This window comes from Microbacterium sp. NPDC055903 (assembly GCF_053615555.1).
In genome coordinates this window covers 81812-98683 of sequence record NZ_JBSHCA010000002.1, presented here as the reverse complement: position 1 = coordinate 98683, position 16872 = coordinate 81812, and the positions used below count along the sequence as shown (strand labels likewise).

General features: G+C 68.3%; 15 protein-coding genes. 3 read left to right on the top strand and 12 right to left on the bottom strand.

Annotated features, from left to right (window positions below):
• Positions 1-18: 18 nt before the first annotated feature.
• The 10 genes from ACWGJP_RS09795 to ACWGJP_RS09750 all read right to left on the bottom strand — a co-directional run bounded on the left by ACWGJP_RS09795 (position 19) and on the right by ACWGJP_RS09750 (position 10798).
• Complete coding sequence (locus ACWGJP_RS09795; protein WP_452329605.1) at positions 19-1092, bottom strand: UDP-N-acetylglucosamine--N-acetylmuramyl-(pentapeptide) pyrophosphoryl-undecaprenol N-acetylglucosamine transferase; 1074 nt, start codon at positions 1090-1092, stop codon at positions 19-21.
• Complete coding sequence (locus tag ACWGJP_RS09790) at positions 1089-2285, bottom strand: FtsW/RodA/SpoVE family cell cycle protein (protein WP_452329604.1); 1197 nt, start codon at positions 2283-2285, stop codon at positions 1089-1091. The genes ACWGJP_RS09795 and ACWGJP_RS09790 overlap by 4 nt, the downstream gene beginning before the upstream one ends.
• A complete protein-coding gene (gene murD, locus ACWGJP_RS09785) occupies positions 2254-3789 on the bottom strand; it encodes a UDP-N-acetylmuramoyl-L-alanine--D-glutamate ligase (protein ID WP_452329603.1) in 1536 nt (511 codons plus the stop codon). Before murD ends, ACWGJP_RS09790 begins: the two co-directional genes overlap by 32 nt.
• Positions 3786-4895 (bottom strand): phospho-N-acetylmuramoyl-pentapeptide-transferase, encoded by a 1110-nt coding sequence (gene mraY / locus ACWGJP_RS09780; protein ID WP_452329602.1) that lies wholly within the window; start codon positions 4893-4895, stop codon positions 3786-3788. Before mraY ends, murD begins: the two co-directional genes overlap by 4 nt.
• Positions 4892-6307, bottom strand: coding sequence for a UDP-N-acetylmuramoyl-tripeptide--D-alanyl-D-alanine ligase (locus tag ACWGJP_RS09775; protein ID WP_452329601.1), 1416 nt, complete (start codon positions 6305-6307; stop codon positions 4892-4894). The genes mraY and ACWGJP_RS09775 overlap by 4 nt, the downstream gene beginning before the upstream one ends.
• 28 nt (positions 6308-6335) lie before the next feature.
• Positions 6336-8117 (bottom strand): peptidoglycan D,D-transpeptidase FtsI family protein, encoded by a 1782-nt coding sequence (locus ACWGJP_RS09770; protein ID WP_452329600.1) that lies wholly within the window; start codon positions 8115-8117, stop codon positions 6336-6338.
• Between the two features lie 12 nt (positions 8118-8129).
• The gene (locus tag ACWGJP_RS09765; RefSeq protein WP_452329599.1) at positions 8130-8675 is read right to left on the bottom strand and encodes a hypothetical protein; all 546 of its coding nucleotides are present in this window, start codon (positions 8673-8675) and stop codon (positions 8130-8132) included.
• Positions 8672-9610 (bottom strand): 16S rRNA (cytosine(1402)-N(4))-methyltransferase RsmH, encoded by a 939-nt coding sequence (rsmH, locus tag ACWGJP_RS09760; RefSeq protein WP_452329598.1) that lies wholly within the window; start codon positions 9608-9610, stop codon positions 8672-8674. Before rsmH ends, ACWGJP_RS09765 begins: the two co-directional genes overlap by 4 nt.
• A 101-nt stretch (positions 9611-9711) precedes the next feature.
• Complete coding sequence (gene mraZ, locus ACWGJP_RS09755; protein WP_452329597.1) at positions 9712-10143, bottom strand: division/cell wall cluster transcriptional repressor MraZ; 432 nt, start codon at positions 10141-10143, stop codon at positions 9712-9714.
• Between the two features lie 274 nt (positions 10144-10417).
• Entirely contained in the window at positions 10418-10798 is a 381-nt protein-coding gene (locus ACWGJP_RS09750; RefSeq protein ID WP_452329596.1) for a DUF3040 domain-containing protein, read from the bottom strand.
• Positions 10799-10901: 103 nt separating this feature from the next.
• Between ACWGJP_RS09750 and ACWGJP_RS09745 the strand changes: the two genes are divergently transcribed.
• A complete protein-coding gene (locus ACWGJP_RS09745) occupies positions 10902-11996 on the top strand; it encodes a polyprenyl synthetase family protein (RefSeq protein WP_452329595.1) in 1095 nt (364 codons plus the stop codon).
• A gap of 9 nt (positions 11997-12005) precedes the next feature.
• Here ACWGJP_RS09745 and ACWGJP_RS09740 read toward each other — a convergent pair whose 3' ends face one another.
• On the bottom strand, positions 12006-12356 hold the full coding sequence (locus tag ACWGJP_RS09740; RefSeq protein WP_452329594.1) for an Rv2175c family DNA-binding protein: 351 nt from the start codon (positions 12354-12356) through the stop codon (positions 12006-12008).
• Positions 12357-12486: 130 nt separating this feature from the next.
• On the opposite strand from ACWGJP_RS09740, the gene ACWGJP_RS09735 reads away from it, so the two are divergent.
• Complete coding sequence (locus tag ACWGJP_RS09735) at positions 12487-13434, top strand: LysM peptidoglycan-binding domain-containing protein (RefSeq protein WP_452329593.1); 948 nt, start codon at positions 12487-12489, stop codon at positions 13432-13434.
• A gap of 70 nt (positions 13435-13504) precedes the next feature.
• Positions 13505-15457, top strand: coding sequence for a Stk1 family PASTA domain-containing Ser/Thr kinase (gene pknB, locus ACWGJP_RS09730; RefSeq protein ID WP_452329592.1), 1953 nt, complete (start codon positions 13505-13507; stop codon positions 15455-15457).
• Between the two features lie 70 nt (positions 15458-15527).
• On the opposite strand, the gene ACWGJP_RS09725 is transcribed toward pknB, so the two are convergent.
• Positions 15528-16871: a class II 3-deoxy-7-phosphoheptulonate synthase gene (locus ACWGJP_RS09725; protein ID WP_452329591.1), complete on the bottom strand. Its 1344-nt coding sequence runs from the start codon at positions 16869-16871 to the stop codon at positions 15528-15530.
• Position 16872: the final 1 nt, after the last annotated feature.

The following is a 16872-nucleotide window of genomic DNA, read 5'->3' as shown; positions in this document are numbered from 1 at the left end:
CGTGCGGCTCGCGGGCGGCTAGCGCGCCAGGGCGCGATCGATCATCGCGATGACGTTCTCGGTGCCCGACCGGGTGCCGATCCGTTCAGCGGCCGCTCTCATCTCGGCGATGCGCGCTTCATCGTTCAGCAGCGGGATCACGCTCGAGCGCACGACGTCACCGGAGAAGCTCGGGTCGTCGAGCAGGATCGCGGCTCCGGCGGCGACCGACGGGGCGGCGTTCAGGCGCTGCTCCCCGTTGCCGACCGAGTACGGCACGTACACGGCGGGGAGGCCGAGGGCGCTGATCTCGCTCACCGTCGCAGCGCCGGAGCGGGAGACGATGAGATCGGCCAGCGCGAAGGCAAGGTCCATCCGGTCCACGTATCGGCGCACCACGTACCCCGGCACGCCGGGATCGGCGAGATCGCTGCGCTCGCCCGTCACATGCAGGAGCTGCCACCCCGCGGCGAGCACATCGCCCCAGGAATCGCCGAAGGCGTTGTTCAACCGGAGGGCCCCGGTCGAGCCGCCGAAGACGAGGAGGACGGGCTTGTCCGCGTCGAGGCCGAACTCCGCGGCCGCTTCGTCGCGCAGGGCCGCCCGGTCGAGGAGGACGACCTCGCGACGAAGCGGCATGCCGACGACCTCGGAATGCTTCAGCGGCGTGCCCTCGAAGGCGACGCCGACGCCGGCGGCGCCGCGCGTGCCGAGCTTGTTCGCCAGTCCCGGCTTCGCATTCGCCTCGTGCACGACGAAGGGGATCCCCTCGCGCCGCGCCGCCACGTACGCGGGCGCCGAGGCGTAGCCGCCGAAGCCGATCACGACGTCGACGCCGCGCGCGCGGATGTGCTCGCGGACCTGGCGGACGGCGCGACGGAAGCGCGCGGGGAACCGAGCGGCCTGCGCGTTCGGCTTGCGCGGGAACGGGACCTTGTCCACGATCAGCAGCTCGTAGCCCCGCGCGGGCACGAGCCTGGCTTCCAGTCCCTCCGCTGTACCGAGCACGAGCAGCTCGTCGGACGACTGGCGCGCTCTCAGGCCGTCGGCGACGGCGAGCAGCGGATTGACATGGCCGGCGGTGCCTCCGCCGGCGAGAAGGTACGTGGTCACCGTGCGACCTTACCCCGTTCGGCTGCCGGGAGCGTGCGGGCGAAGGCGAGGAGCACACCGCAGGCGAGGAGCACGGAGAGCAGCGCCGTGCCGCCCTGGGACATGAAGGGCAGCGGCACGCCCATCACGGGGAAGATGCCGATCACGACGCCGATGTTGATGAGGGCCTGCCCGATGATCCAGACCGTGATCCCGCCGGCGGCGACGCGGATGAACGGGTCGTCGGTCTTGCGGATCACGTGGAAGGCGCCGACGGCGAAGGTGACGAACAGCGCCAGCACGACGATGCATCCGATGAGCCCGAGTTCCTCCCCGACGATGGCGAAGATGAAGTCGTTGGATGCCGCAGGAAGCCAGCCGTACTTCTCCTGGGAGTTGCCGAGACCGAGGCCGAAGACGCCGCCGGTCGCCATGCCCCACATGCCGTGGATGGACTGGTAGCACTCGTTGATGTACGACTCGGTGTTCACGGCGGGGTCGACGTTCGCGCAGAGCGCGGTGATGCGCCGCATCCTGTTCTCGCTGGACAGCGCGTAGAAGAGCACGCCGCCGGCGCCGAGGATGAGCGGGATGATGAACAGCCGCAGCTTCACGCCGGAGAAGAACAGGCAGGCGAGCAGCACGAGCACGAGCACCATCGCCGTGCCGAGGTCGTCTCCGGCCATCACGGCGCCGATGACGAGAAGGGACACCGGGATCACGGGGATGAAGACGTGCTTCCAGTTGGCCAGCAGCGTCTTCTTGCGCAGCAGCACGTACGCGATCCACAGCGACAGCGCGAGCTTCAGGAACTCAGACGGCTGCAGTTGGAACCCTGCGATGACGATCCAGTTCTGGTTGCCGTAGGAGCTGACACCCAGCGGGGTGAAGACGAGCAGCTGGAGCAGCGTCGCCCCGATCAGGGCCGGCCAGGCCAGTCGCTTCAGCCAGGTCAGCGGCATCCGGCTGACGAGGAACATCATCGGCAGGCCGACGGCGACGAACATCGCCTGCTTGATCGCCGTGTCCATGGTGCCGGCCTCTGTGGCACTGGTGGCCGAGATGATCATCACCAGTCCGAAGACGGTGAGCAGCAGCGCCGAGGAGGCGATGAGCAGGAACTCCGTCGAGACGGGGGTGAAGATGCGCCCCAACGAGACGCGGGCGGCGAGCCCTGTCGTCTCAGTGCGCTTCGGGCGAGCGACCTGCGTCATCGGCGCTCCCCCGGTCGATCCAGTCCTGCACCGCTTCGGCGAAGCGGCGGCCGCGTTCCGCGTAGCCGGTGAACTGGTCGAAGGATGCTGCCGCGGGCGCGAGGAGCACGGTGCCCTCTCCCTCGACGATCCCCGACGCGATCTCGACCACGCGGTTCATGACCTCTCCAGTGTCGCCAGTGTCGACCTCGAAGACCGGCACCGACGGCGCGTGTCGTCCGAACGCGGTCACGACCGCTTCGCGGGCGACGCCGATCACCACCGCAGCGCGAGCGGTCGAGCCGACCTCGGAGACGAGCTCTGCGATGTCGACGCCTTTGAGATCGCCGCCCAGCACCCAGACGGCGCCGGGATACGCGCGCACGGACGACGCCGCCGCATGCGGGTTGGTCGCCTTGGAGTCGTCGACCCAGGTGATGCCGCGGTGCGTGGCGATGACCTGGATGCGGTGGGCATCGAGCCGGAAGGACGCGAGGCCCTCTGCGATCGCCGCCGGGGACACCCCGAGGGAACGAGCGAGGGCGGACGCTGCGAGGATGTTCTGCACAAGATGGGGCGCGGCGAGACCCGTGCGCTGGAGGTCGGCTACCGTCGTGAGCTCCAGAGCGCTGTGCGCGCGGTCGTCGTGGAACGCGCGATCGACGAGGATCCCCTCCACGACTCCGAGATCACTCGGGCCCGGCACGCCGAGGTCGAAGCCGATCGCGCGTGCGCCCTCGACGACCTCGGCGTCCTCGACCATTCTGAGGGTGGCCTCGTCCGCCTTGTTGTACACGCAGGCGACCTTGGTGTTGCGATAGACGATCGCCTTCGCATCCCGATAGGCCTGCGCACTGCCGTGCCAGACGAGGTGGTCGTCGGCGAGGTTCAGACAGACGGTCGAGTACGGCACGAGCTCGGCGACGGCCGCGCTCTGCCCCAGATACCAGAGCTGATGGCTGGAGAGCTCCACGACGAGCACGTCGAAGCCGGCGGGGTCGCGGACCGCGTCGAGCACGGGGATGCCGATGTTGCCGCACGGGGCTGCGCGGAGGCCGCCGGAGACGAGCAGCGTCGCGGTGAGCTGGGTCGTAGTCGTCTTGCCGTTGGTGCCCGTGATGAGCACCCATTCGGCAGGAGTGCCGTCTGCGCGCACCACCTTGTCCCGCACGCGCCAGGCGAGCTCGACGTCGCCCCAGAGCGCGATGCCGCTCTCCTGAGCCCATCGGATGACCGGATGCGAGGGTGGGAAGCCGGGCGAGGCGATGACGACATCCGCGTCGAAGCCGCGGAGCGCGTCTGGCACCTCACTCAGCGGACCGAGCTCGAGTGCCGCACCGATGACGGGGATGAGGCGTTCGTACTCCTCGCTCGCGCTCTCGGAGAGCACGAGCACCTCTGCGCCGAGCTCGGTGAGCGTGTCGGCGACGGCGAAGCCGGTGACGGAGAGACCGAGGACGGCGACTCTCAGTCCCTTCCAGTCGGCGTGCCAGCTGGTGAGGCCGTCCAGTCGTGACGTCGTCATGACACCTGGCTCAGCCACTCGACGTAGAACAGGCCGACGGCCGAGACCGCGAGAAGCCCGGCGATGATCCACAGCCGGATCACGATCGTCACCTCCGGCCAGCCACGCATCTCGAGGTGGTGGTGGAAGGGGCTCATGAGGAAGATGCGCTTGCCGCGCGTGACCTTGAAGTAGAGCCGCTGCAGGATGACCGAGCCGGACGAGATGACGAAGCTGCCGGCGATGAGGAAGAGCAGCAGTTCGGTGCGGGTGAGGATCGCCATCGCGGTGACCACGCCGCCGATCGCCATCGAGCCGACATCGCCCATGAAGACCTTCGCCTTGGGTGCGCTCCACCAGAGGTATCCGATGAGCGACGCCGCGAAGGAGGCCGAGACAATCGCGAGGCTGAAGGGATCGCGCACCTCGTAGCAGGCCGACACCACGCTCTTGTCGATGTCCACCCCGCAGACCTGGTTGTACTGCCAGAACGCGATGAGGCTGTAGGCGCCGACGATGAAGATGCCGGCTCCGGTGGCGAGGCCGTCCAGTCCGTCCGTCAGGTTGGCGCTGTTCGAGGTCGCCACGCCGATCACGGAGATCCAGGCCAGGTAGAGGATCCAGCCGAGGACCACACCGCCGGCCATGAGGTTCAGCCAGGGGATGTCACGGAACAGCGAGATGTAGGCGCTCGCGGGTGTCTGCCCCCAGCTGTTCGGGAAGTTCAGCGCGACGATGCCGAACGGGATGATCACGAGGAGCTGACCGAGGATCTTCCGCCATCCGGAGAGGCCGAGGCTGCGTTGCGAGCGGACCTTCATGTAATCGTCGATGAAGCCGACCACGCCGAAGCCCACCATGACCCAGAGCACGAGCAGGGCGGAGATCGTCGGCTGGCTGCCGCCGGCGTAGATGCCGACGAAGTAGCCGAGGATCGTGCCGACGATGAAGATCACGCCGCCCATCGTCGGCGTGCCGCGCTTGGCCTCGTGGCTCGGGTTCTCGATCGCGTCGGGGGTGCGGATGACCTGCCCCCAGCCCCACTTGCGGAACAGTCGCAGGAAGACGGGAGTCAGGAAGAGTGTGAAGGCGAGCGATATCGCCGCCGCCATAAGCAGGGACCTCACGAGAACAATTCTCCCAGACGATCGCCGAGATGCCGGAGGCCCACGGAATTGGATGATTTCACGAGCACACGGTCCCCGTCGCGCAGCTCGTCCTTCAGGTAGTCGAACGCCGCGTCCTGATCTGTCAGGTGCACGGCCTCGCCGTCCCAGGAGCCCTCGCCGACGGCGGAGAGGAAGAGGCGCCGTGCCTCCTGCCCGACCACCACGATGCGCTGGATATTCAGGCGTACCGCGAGGAGACCGATCCGGTCGTGTTCCTCCCCCGCATCCTCGCCGAGCTCGGTCATCGCCCCGAGCACGGCGACGGTGCGCTCGTCCGGGCCGGTGATCTGTGCGAGGGTGCGCAGCGCGGCGGCCATCGAGTCGGGGCTGGCGTTGTACGCGTCGTTGATGATCCGAACGCGTTCGTTGCCCAGCGGCTGCATGCGCCACCGCTCAGCGATCTCCAGCGACTCCAGGCGCTCGATGGCCGCGGCGGCCGGCACGCCGAGCGCACCGGCGGCGGCGATGGCCGCGAGGGCGTTTCCGACGTGGTGCGCACCGAGGACGTTCAGCCGGACGGGGAGCGCTGCGGCATCCGGGGTCTCCACGACGAACCGGGTGCCGTCGGCGGACACCTCGATGTCGCGCGCCCGGACGTCGGCGGCAGCACCCTGTCCGAAGCCGATCACGGTGATCCCCCGGGACTCGGCGAGCGGGCGCATGGCGGCGACGCGCGGATCATCCGTGTTGAGGATGCTCGTTCCGCCCTCGCGCGTCGCGGCGACGAGCTCGGACTTGGCCTTCGCCGTCTCTTCGATGCCGCCGAAACCGCCCGCGTGCGCCATGCCGACCATGAGCACGACCGAGAGGTCCGGTTCGACGAGACCCGCGAGGTGGGCGATGCGGCCCGGCGCGCTCGCACCGAACTCGCTGACGAGGAAACGGGTCGACTCGGTGACCCTGAGCATCGTCACGGGCGCACCGACCTCGTTGTTGTACGAGTTGATCGGCGCGACCGTCTCGCCCTCGGCTTCGAGGATGCGGCCGAGCATGTTCTTGGTCGTTGTCTTGCCGTTGGAGCCCGTGATCCCCACGATGCGCAGACCGCCGAGCGCGCGCACTACGGCGACGACCTCCTTGGCGAGGTCCGCGAGCGCCGCGACGGCATCCGCAACGACGATCTGGGAGATCTCCACGTCAACAGGACGCTCGACGATCGCGAGCGCCGCACCGGCCTCGGCCGCTGAGGCGACGAAGTTGTGGCCGTCGGTGGCCGCTCCTGGCTTCGCGACGAAGACCGTACCGGGCCCCATCTGCCGGGAGTCGGTGTCGACGATGCCGTCGATCAAGGTCTCTGGGGTGTGCCCGCCGGCGACACGCAGCTCTCCCGAGAGGACAGCAGCGATCCGGGCAAGCGACAGGGCGATCATGACTTCTCCATGCGCGGCTCTCGCCGACTCAGTTGAACTTGGGCAGCAGGTCTTCCATGGGCTCGGTGGACGGCTGGACCCGGTACGTCTTCAGCACCTGCGTCATCGCCTTCTGGAAGGCGGAGGCGGTGGCGGCCGACGTCCTGATCTTAGTCGGCTCGTCCATCGTGATCACGACGACGTACTCAGGATCCTCCGCAGGGGCGAACCCGACGATGCTCACGTCGTAGACGCCCGACTTGTATCCGCCGTTGCCGTTCGGAGTCTGCGCCGTGCCCGTCTTGGTGGCGATCCGGTAGCCGGGCACCTCGATCCTCTCGGAGAGACCGCCCTGCACAGCGACGTTCTCCAGCATCCGCTGCACCTGCGAAGCGGTGTCCTCGGAGATCACCCTGGTGGTCTCCGGCTCCGCCTGATCGACGACCGTGCCGTCCGACTGGGTGCACGACTCGATGAGCGAGAGATCGATCCGCTCGCCGTCGTTGGCGAGCGTCTGATAGGCACTCGCGAGCTGGGCTGCGGAGATCGTGAAGTGCTGCCCGAACGTGGTCGTGTACAGCGACTGGTTGTCCCACTCGGACGCAGGATGCAAGGTGCCCGCCGTCTCGCCGACGATCCCGATGCCGGTCTTGTGCCCCACTCCGAAGGCGTCGAGGTAGTCGTAGCGCGTCTCGGGAGAGACGAGCGTTCCGTACTTCGACAGCGCGACGTTCGACGAGTCGATGAGCGCGCCGGCGAGGGTGTAGTCGTATCGGGGGTGCGGGAAGGGATCGTTGATCACCGCGCCGTTGGAGAAGGTCTCCCTGCTCTCCGCCGAGACTCCGGTCGACCAGTTCGCTGCGCCCTGATCGATGACCGTCGCGGCAGTGATGGCCTTGAACGTCGATCCGGGCTCGAACTGCGCGGAGAAGATCTGCGACGTCCAGTAGGTCATGTTCGTCGCGTCGATGTCGTTGGGGTCGACGGCGGGCCATTCGGCGGCCGCCCTGATCTTGCCGGTCTTCACCTCGACGACGGTCGCGGTCGCGCTGGCGGCGCCCTGCTTCTGCGCCTCCTCGGCGATCATCTGCTGCAGGTACCAGTTCAGATCGCTGTTGAGCGTGAGCTGCACGGTGCCCCCGTCGACGGCCTCCGTGGTCGTCTCGCTGCCGGGGATGACGACGCCATCCTTGCCGACACGGTAGGTGCGCGAGCCGTCGTCAGCCGTCAGGCACTGGTCGGCGAGCTTCTCCACGCCGTACTGGGCATCGCCCGCACCGTCAAGGAACCCGACGATGTTGCCCGCCACGGCGCCGTTCGGATAGACGCGGACCGACCGCGACGGCATGGCGAGGTAGACGGAGAGGCCGAGTTCGCGGAGCTGGAGGTACTGATCGGTCGTCAGTCCCTTCTTCAGCTGCACGTATCGCGACTTCTCGTTCTTCTCCAGTGCACCGGCGACGAGCGCGCGTACGTCCTCGCCGCTCTGTCCTGTGATCGCAGCGATCCGCTCGGACGCCTCGGCCCACGGCATGGGCTCCTCGCCCTCGGCCTCGAGATGGGAGATGAGATAGGGATCGAGCTGTGCGTCGTAGACCAAAGTGCTGGAGGCGAGCACCGTTCCCTGCGCGTCGACGATGCTTCCCCGGTTGCCAGCGAGCGTCGTCGTCGTGCCGAGATTTCCCGTCGACAGCGAGTCTTCGACATGATCGGCGGCATTGACCACCTGGATGTCGACGAGGCGCACGAGGAACGCCCCGATGACCGCGAGGACCACGGCGAGGGCGACGACGGTGCGACGGCGGGATCCTCGGGTTGCGCGCGTGGTCATGTCATCTCCTGATCAGTGCGTGCTCGGTGTCGGAAGGCCCTGTTCCAGGGTGGCGGGGAGGTCGGATGCCGGTGTCTCCGCCGCGGTCTCCTGGGCGGGAGCCGCGGGAACCTTGGCGTCGAGGAGCGCGTTGGCCACGGCGCCGGAGCCTGCGGGGTTGACGCTGGACACCCAGCCGGCGTCGGAGCCGGCTCCGGCGACGGCGCCGTCGCTCAGTCGCAGGTACGAGGCGCTCCCGGCGACGACCATGCCCAGCTCGGAGGCCTTCGTCGCCAGAGCCTGCGGCGAGCTGACGCCCGCGAGCGTGTCCTCGAGGGCCTGTGCCTCCAGGGTCAGCGCCCTGTTCTGCGAGGTGAGGTCCTTGAGGACGAAGGAATCCTGCGTGGTGGCGATCGTGAGGCCGATCTGGGCCAGGGCGATCAGCGCGGCACCGCCGAGCGCGATGACGGCGTAGACGAGCTTGGGTCGACGGCGAGGCGCCGGCGCCTCGAGCGGTCGCAGCGAACGGCGGCGCTCCGGACGCGTGTGCTCGGGCAGGAGGACTGCTTCAGCGCTCATGACGCCTCCCTCAGCTTCTGAGCCGCGCGCAGTCGCACGGGGATGGCCCTCGGATTGCGAGCCCGTTCTTCGTCGTCCGCCAGTTCGGCGCCCTTGGTGAGCATCCGGAATCGCGGCGCGTGCTCCGGGAGCTCCACCGGGAGCCCCGCGGGCGCCGTCGATGCGGATGCGGCAGCGAACGCCTGCTTGACGAGACGGTCCTCCAGCGACTGGTACGCCATCACGACGATGCGCCCGTCGATGCTCAGCGCATCCATGGCCGAGGGGATGGCGTCCGCCAGCACGCTCAGTTCGCTGTTGACCTCGATCCGCAGCGCTTGGAAGACGCGCTTGGCCGGGTGCCCTGCGCGTTGTGCAGCAGCGGGAGTCGCCGCGACGAGGAGCTCGACGAGCTGCCCTGAACGCTCCAGCGGCTGAGCATCCCTGGACTGCACGATGAAGCGCGCGTAGCGGGCGGCGAGCTTCTCCTCGCCGTAGCGCTCGAAGATGCGGCGGAGGTTCCCCTCGCTGTAGGTGGCGAGCACCTCCGCAGCCGTGGTGCCCTTGGTCTGGTCCATCCGCATGTCCAGCGGCGCGTCCTTGGCATAGGCGAAACCGCGATCGGCTTCGTCGAGCTGCAGCGAGGAGACCCCGAGGTCGAAGAGGATGCCGGAGGCGCCGTGCGCGTGCAGGCCGATCTCGTCGTACACGGTGTGCACGAAGGAGACCCGGTCACCGAAGCGTGCCAGGCGCTCCGAGGCGATACGCAGGGCGTCCGTGTCGCGGTCGAGGCCGACCACCCTGAGCTTGGGGAAGCGCTCCAGGAACGCCTCGGTGTGCCCGCCCATGCCGAGAGTGGCATCGACGAGCACGGCGCCGTCGTGCTGCAGGGCGGGAGCCAGCAGCTCGATGCAGCGCTCGAGGAGCACGGGGGTGTGGATGTCGCGAATGCTCATGATCTCTTCGGGTGACCTTCGACCCTGATCCCCCTCCGCGTCTCGACCCGGCACCGGGGAAGTGTGTCGGGGCGGGAGCGGCGGGGCATCACAGCCGAGGGTCAGAACAATCCCGGAATCACCTCCTGCTCCAGTTCTGCGTACGATTCCTCGTTTCCTTCGAGGTAGGCGTTCCAGGCCGCGGCATCCCAGATCTCGGCGTGTGCGCCGACGCCGGTGACGATGAGCTCCTTCTCGAGCCCCGCGTACTGGCGGAGGTGAACGGGGATGGTGATGCGGTTCTGGCTGTCCGGCATCTCCGCGCTCGCCCCCGAGAGGAACATGCGCAGGAAGTCACGGGCCTGCTTGTTGCTGAGCGGAGCCTGACGGATCCGCTCGTGCATCGCCTCGAACTCGGCCGTGCTGAAGACGTAGAGGCAACGCTCCTGACCACGCGTGACGACGATGCCGCCACCCAGGTCTTCACGAAATTTGGCGGGGAGGATCACACGGCCCTTGTCGTCGAGCTTCGGAGCGTGCGTTCCCAGCAACATCGGCCTACACCCCCTCTGCGTCCGGCCAACCCGAGGTATTCCCCACTTTACTCCACTTTGCTCCACTTTCCTACGACCGGATGCAGGAATCTTGCCACATCGGCGCACACCATCGCCGCGCTCCCCCGGGATTCCGGGGGAGACGGCGAGTGGAGCGGAGTGGAGGGCTGGTGGAGCGCCAGTGGAGGACCAACGCGTCAGGAATCGGGGCCGAACGCGAAGAAGCCCGGATGCTCAGAGCATCCGGGCTTCTTCGTGGAGAGAAGTGGAGAGGTCAGCGGCCTTCTTGGCGGCGATCCCATCGGTCGTTCATTCGATCCATGAAACTCGAGGAAGACGCGTTCCCCCGCGACGAGGATTTGGGGGCGACAGGAGTGGTGCGACGGATCGGGGTGACGGCGATCATCACGCCACCCAGCATCGCGAGGAAGCCGACGACCCCGATGATGACGGCGACGAACCCGAGATCCTTGCCGAGCGCGACACCGACGACGAGCGCACCGATGCCGGCCAGCAGCAGGAGGGCGCCGTAGACGAGATTGCGATAGCTCAGTACACGATCGCCGGTCGGCGCGCTGACGACATCGGCGTCGTTCTGGAGGAGATGGCGTTCCATCTCGTCGAGCAGACGCTGCTCCTGTTCGGAGAGTGGCATTCCGTCCCCCTCGGGTTGAGTGTCTTAAAGTCTACTCGCGCGCGGCGCGACAGGCTAGAGATCGGCTGAGAGCTCGCCGTGCTTCTCACCCTAGGCTGGACGCGTGCCTTCCACCTCCTCCCGCACCGTCGTCGACGCCGTCGAAGCCCGCCTGACGTCTTTCCTCTCCGGCATTCGCGCGCAGGCCGGAGAGTACGGTCCGGACGGCATCCGCTTCATCGACGCCGCCGAGCGGACCCTGCAGGGCGGCAAGCGCCTGCGGGCGCGGTTCTGTCATGCGGGCTGGCAGGCCGTGGCGCGCCATGCCGACGACATGGCCGCAGAACCCGATGCGCTCTGGGGCGTGTGCGCCGCTCTGGAGATCTTCCAGTCCGCCGCGCTCGTGCACGACGACCTCATCGACAACTCCGACACGCGGCGGGGCCGACCGGCCGCTCATCGGGCGCTGGAGGCCGGTCACATCGCAGAAGGGTGGAGCGGCGACGCGGAAGCGTTCGGCCGCGCCGGCGCGATCCTCCTCGGCGATCTGCTCGTCGCGTGGAGCGACGATCTCCTCGAGGAATCGATCGCCGAGCATCCGAACGCCGACGCGGTCCGCCGGGAGTACGCCCGGATGCGCCGCGACGTGACGATCGGGCAGTTCCTGGACATCGCCGAGGAGTCGGCCTGGAGCGTCAGCCCGCTCGACGAGCACGCCGATCGCGCCCTGCGCGTGATCTCGCTGAAGTCCGCGCGGTACAGCATCGAGGAGCCGCTCCTGCTCGGCGCCCTCCTCGCCGGAGCGGATGCTGGACAGCAGAGCGCGCTGCGCCGGTTCGGGAACCCGGTGGGGATGGCGTTCCAGCTGCGTGACGACATCCTGGGCGTGTTCGGCGACGAGAGCGTCACCGGCAAGCCATCCGGCGACGATCTGCGCGAGGGGAAGCGCACCGTGCTCGTCGCCTTCACCAGGGAGCGGATCGACGGCGCAGCACGGGATGCACTGGATGCCCTTCTGGGAGACCGCGGGCTCGGCGCCGACGTCATCGCCGGGCTTCAGCGCACGATCAGCGAGAGCGGTGCGCTCGATCGCGTCGAAGCGCTGATCGCCGAGTACGCGACGACAGCGCTGCGCGTACTGGACGATGCACTGCTGCAGCGCGATGCCGTCGAGCGGCTCCGCGATCTCGCCGGACAGGCGACCCGCCGCGCGTCGTGACGGCGCGGGTCAGGCGAGAGTGCGCGCGACGCGCCTGACCTCGCTCTTGTGCCCGGCCAGCAATGCCTCGATCGGCGTGCGCCCCATGGTCTCCTCCGGGCTGAGAAGCCAGTCGACGACCTCGTCGTCGCTGAAGCCGGCGTCCTGAAGCGCGATGATCGTCCCCCGCAGCGACGAGAGCGGATGCCCGTCGACGATGAAAACCGAGGGCACCGCGAAGACGCCGTCACGACGCACCCCGACGAGATGATGCTCGTCGAGCAGGCGACGCACCCGCCCCAGCGATTCGCCGAGGACCTCGACGAGGTCGGGAAGGGTCAGCCAGTCGGTCGGGGTCGTCGCAGGGGCGTTCTCAGGCACGATGCAACTATCTCACCTCGTGGCATCGATCGCACTTCGCCCCATTGTTCACATGTGTCACAGCAGTAACTCCTGTTGACTTGCATATACATCCGTGACAGCGTGTTGAGGGCACATGAGGGGGAACACCATGAGTCAGACGCTGCGCGGAACAGCCAGACGCCATCCGATCGCCACACCGGCGGCCATCATCGGAACGCTCGCCGGCGTCCTCACCGGAACCCCTGCGACCGCAGCGGAGACCGGTGCGATCAGCACGGTCGACCTGACGGCGGTGCCGCGTCCGATGGGAGGCCTCGCCCTGAGTGCGGGACAGGCACCCGCTTCGTACACCGTGAAACAGGGCGATACCGTCTGGGCGATCGCACAGCGCTTCGGCCTCCGAACGAAGGACGTCCTGGCCTGGAACGGACTCACCGGCTCCTCCCTCATCCACCCCGGCCAGGTCCTCACCCTCTCGGCACCCGCTGCTGCGAAGCCGGCTGCCGCCGCACCGACGGCGACCTCCTCCACCGGGTCCACGCATGTCGTGGCGAAGGGCGACACGGTGTCCGCCATCGCACGCGCGCATGGCACGACCACTTCGGCGGTGCTGGCCGCGAACGGCCTCTCCGCGTCGTCGATCATCTACCCCGGCCAGCGCCTGGCCATCCCCTCCTCCGGCGATCACGCGCTCAACGCGAAGCAGGCGGAGAACGCTGCGCTGATCATCCGGATCGGCCGTGAGCTCGGCGTGTCCGACCGCGGCATCGCGATCGCCCTCGCGACGAGCATGGTCGAGTCGTGGCTGCGCAACCTCGACTGGGGCGACCGCGACTCGCTCGGGCTCTTCCAGCAGCGGCCGAGCCAAGGCTGGGGCACGCCGGAGGAGATCCGACACCGGGGATACGCCATCCGCGCGTTCTTCGGCGGCGAGTCCGACCCCAACGGCCAGACCACGCGCGGCCTCCTGGACGTCCCGGGGTGGGAGTCGATGAGCTTCAGCGACGCCGCGCAGGCAGTGCAGATCTCGCAGTACCCCGAGCGCTACGGCCAGTGGGAGTCGCAGGCCTACCAGTGGCTCGAGCTGTACGGATGATCACCGCGGGCAGGGCTTCGGGGGCGAGCCGTTCCCGTGGCTCGCAGGTGGTTCTCCGTAGACTCTCTCTGTGACGACGAATCAGCAGGCCGACCCCCTCATCGGGCGGCTCGTCGACGGTCGTTACCGTGTGCGCGCCAGGATCGCGCGCGGCGGCATGGCCACCGTATACGTCGCCACCGACCTCCGCCTCGAACGACGCATCGCCTTGAAGGTGATGCACGCGCATCTCAGCGACGACTCCGCGTTCCAGAGCCGGTTCATCCAGGAGGCCCGCGCGGCGGCACGACTGGCCGACCCGCACGTCGTCAATGTCTTCGATCAGGGCCAGGACGGCGAGCTCGCCTACCTGGTCATGGAGTACCTCCCCGGGATCACGCTGCGAGAGCTCATGCGCGAGCAGCGTCGCCTCACGATCCCGCAGACCATCACCATCATGGATGCGGTGCTCGCCGGCCTCGCAGCCGCGCACCGCGCCGGTATCGTGCATCGCGACGTGAAGCCGGAGAACGTGCTCCTCGCCGAGGACGGCCGAATCAAGATCGGCGACTTCGGGCTGGCCAGGGCGACGACGGCGAACACCGCCACCGGTGCGCAGCTGCTCGGGACGATCGCCTACCTCGCCCCCGAACTCGTCACCCGGGGAACCGCCGATGCCCGCAGCGACATCTACGCCCTCGGCATCATGCTCTACGAGATGCTCGTCGGCGAGCAACCGTACAAGGGCGAGCAGCCCATGCAGATCGCCTTCCAGCACGCCACCGAATCGGTGCCGCGTCCGAGCATCCGCAACGCCTCCGTGCCGGAGCAGCTCGACGAACTCGTGCTGTGGGCGACCGAGCGCTCCCCGCAGGACCGTCCTGACGATGCTCAGGCGATGCTCGACCGGCTCCGTGAGATCGAACGCGATCTCGGCATCGCCCCCCAGGTCGCGGCCGCGACCGCTCCCCCGGCCCGCTCCACGCTCGATTCCGGCGACGTCACCAAGATCCTCCCTGGCACGATCGCCGGGCCGACCACCGAACCGGTGGCGGTGACCGCGGCGGTCGACAACGCGACGCTACTGCGTCGCCGCGCATCCAAGCGGCGGGCCAGGGGCGCTTTCCTGCTGGCGTTCGTCCTCCTCCTCGCGACCCTCGCCGGAGGCGTCGGCTGGTGGTTCGGATCGGGCCCCGGTTCACTCGTCGCTGTGCCCGACGTCCGCGGCACCGACTTCGCCACGGCGCAGGAGATGCTGTCCGAGCAGGAGCTCGTCGCTGTCGAGGCCCATGAGAACTCGATCGAGGTGGATGCGGGCCAGACGATCCGCACCGACCCCGAGCCAGGAGAGCGCCTGGACAAGGGCGCTGAGGTGACCGTCTTCATCTCCGACGGCCCTGCCGCTCACACCCTCGACGCCCTGGCCGGCAAGACGGAGGACGAGGTGCGCACGATCCTCAGCGACGCGAGGATCAACATCGGCGAGAACGAGGAGTACTTCTCCTCTCGCACCGCTGCGGGCTCGGTGATCAATGTGAAGGTCACGCCGCGAGCCGGCGGAGACCTCCACGAGTGCGCAGAAGGATGCGAGGTCTTCGAGGACGACTCCGCCGTCATCCAGGTCTCCCTCGGCGCTGTTCCGGACGTCACCGGAGACTCGGTCTCAGAGGCGACCGCCGCGCTCGAGGCCGTCCGCCTCACCGTGAACTCCGAGGCCACGAAGCAGTACAACGACGACATCGCGAAGGATGCCGTGATCGGCATCGCCGACCGAGCTGAGAAGGGCTCGTGGCGCCCCGGCGAGGAGGTCACCCTCATCGTCTCGCTCGGCCCGAAGCCGATCGCGATCCCTGACGTCGTCGGCTGGACGATCCGGGACGCCGTCGCAGAGCTCGAAGGCCTCGGATTCGAGGTCAACGCCGGCATCGACGATCTGGAACTGCCCTTCGGCGGCGGCTACTGGGACATCTACCGCGTCCGCGGTGTCGATCCAGACGACGAGGCCCTGCCCGGGGCGACCATCACCCTGACCCCTGGGCTCTGAGACGCCGACCGTCTCGAGTGCGGGATGGACGAAGGGCCCGGAACGAGTGTTCCGGGCCCTTCGCCGTCGTTCAGCGCCCCTGCGCCGCAGCGAGCTCCTCGGCGACGAGGAAGGCCAGCTCCAGCGACTGCATGTGGTTCAGGCGCGGGTCGCACAGGCTCTCGTAGCGCGTGGCGAGGTCGGCCTCGTCGATGTGCTCCGAGCCGCCGAGGCACTCGGTGACATCGTCGCCGGTGAGCTCCACGTGGATGCCGCCAGGGAAGGTGCCCACCTGGCGGTGCGCCTCGAAGAAGCCACGGACCTCGTCGACGACGTCGTCGAAGCGGCGCGTCTTGTAGCCGGTCGGCGTCGTGATCCCGTTGCCGTGCATGGGGTCGGTGACCCACAGCGGCGTCGCACCTGCTTCCTTGACCGCCTCCAGGAGCGGCGGCAGAGCGTCGCGGATCTTCCCGGCGCCCATCCGAGTGATGAACGTGAGCCTTCCCGGTTCACGGTGCGGGTCGAGCTTGTCGATGAGGGCGAGAGCCGTCTCCGGTGTGGTGGTCGGTCCCAGCTTCACACCGATCGGGTTGCGGATCTTCGAGAAGTAGTCGACGTGCGCGCCGTCCAGTTCGCGCGTACGCTCGCCGATCCAGAGGAAGTGCGCCGAGGTGTTGTACGGCGTGTCCGTGCGCGAGTCGATACGGGTCATCGGGCGCTCGTAATCCATCAGCAGGCCCTCGTGCCCGGTGAAGAACTCGACGCGCTTGAGCTCGTCGAAGTCGGCGCCCGCCGCCTCCATGAACTTGATGGCGCGATCGATCTCGGCCGCCATCCGCTCGTAGCGCTGATTGGCAGGGTTCTGCGCGAAGCCCTTGTTCCACGAGTGCACCTCGCGAAGGTCCGCGAAGCCGCCCTGCGTGAAGGCGCGGATGAGGTTCAGGGTGGATGCCGCCGTGTGGTAGCCCTGGAGGAGACGCGCGGGGTCCGCCTGACGCGAGCCCTCGGTGAAGTCGAATCCGTTGACGATGTCGCCGCGGTATGCCGGAAGCGTGACCTCGCCCCGGGTCTCGCTGTCGCTGGACCGGGGCTTGGCGAACTGGCCTGCCATCCGCCCCATCTTCACCACCGGCATCGATGCGCCGTAGGTCAGCACGACGGCCATCTGCAGCACCGTCTTGATGCGGTTGCGGATCTGCTCGGCGGTGGCGCCGGCGAAGGTCTCGGCGCAATCGCCGCCCTGGAGCAGGAACGCCTGCCCGGATGCCGCACGCGCGAGTCGGTCACGGAGATTGTCGACCTCACCGGCGAAGACGAGAGGCGGGAGCGCTGCGATCTGCGACGAGACCTCGACGACGCGCTCGGCGTCGGGCCACTGCGGCTGCTGCTTGATCGGGAGGGAGCGCCAGGCGTCGAGATCGTGCGTTGTCGGCATG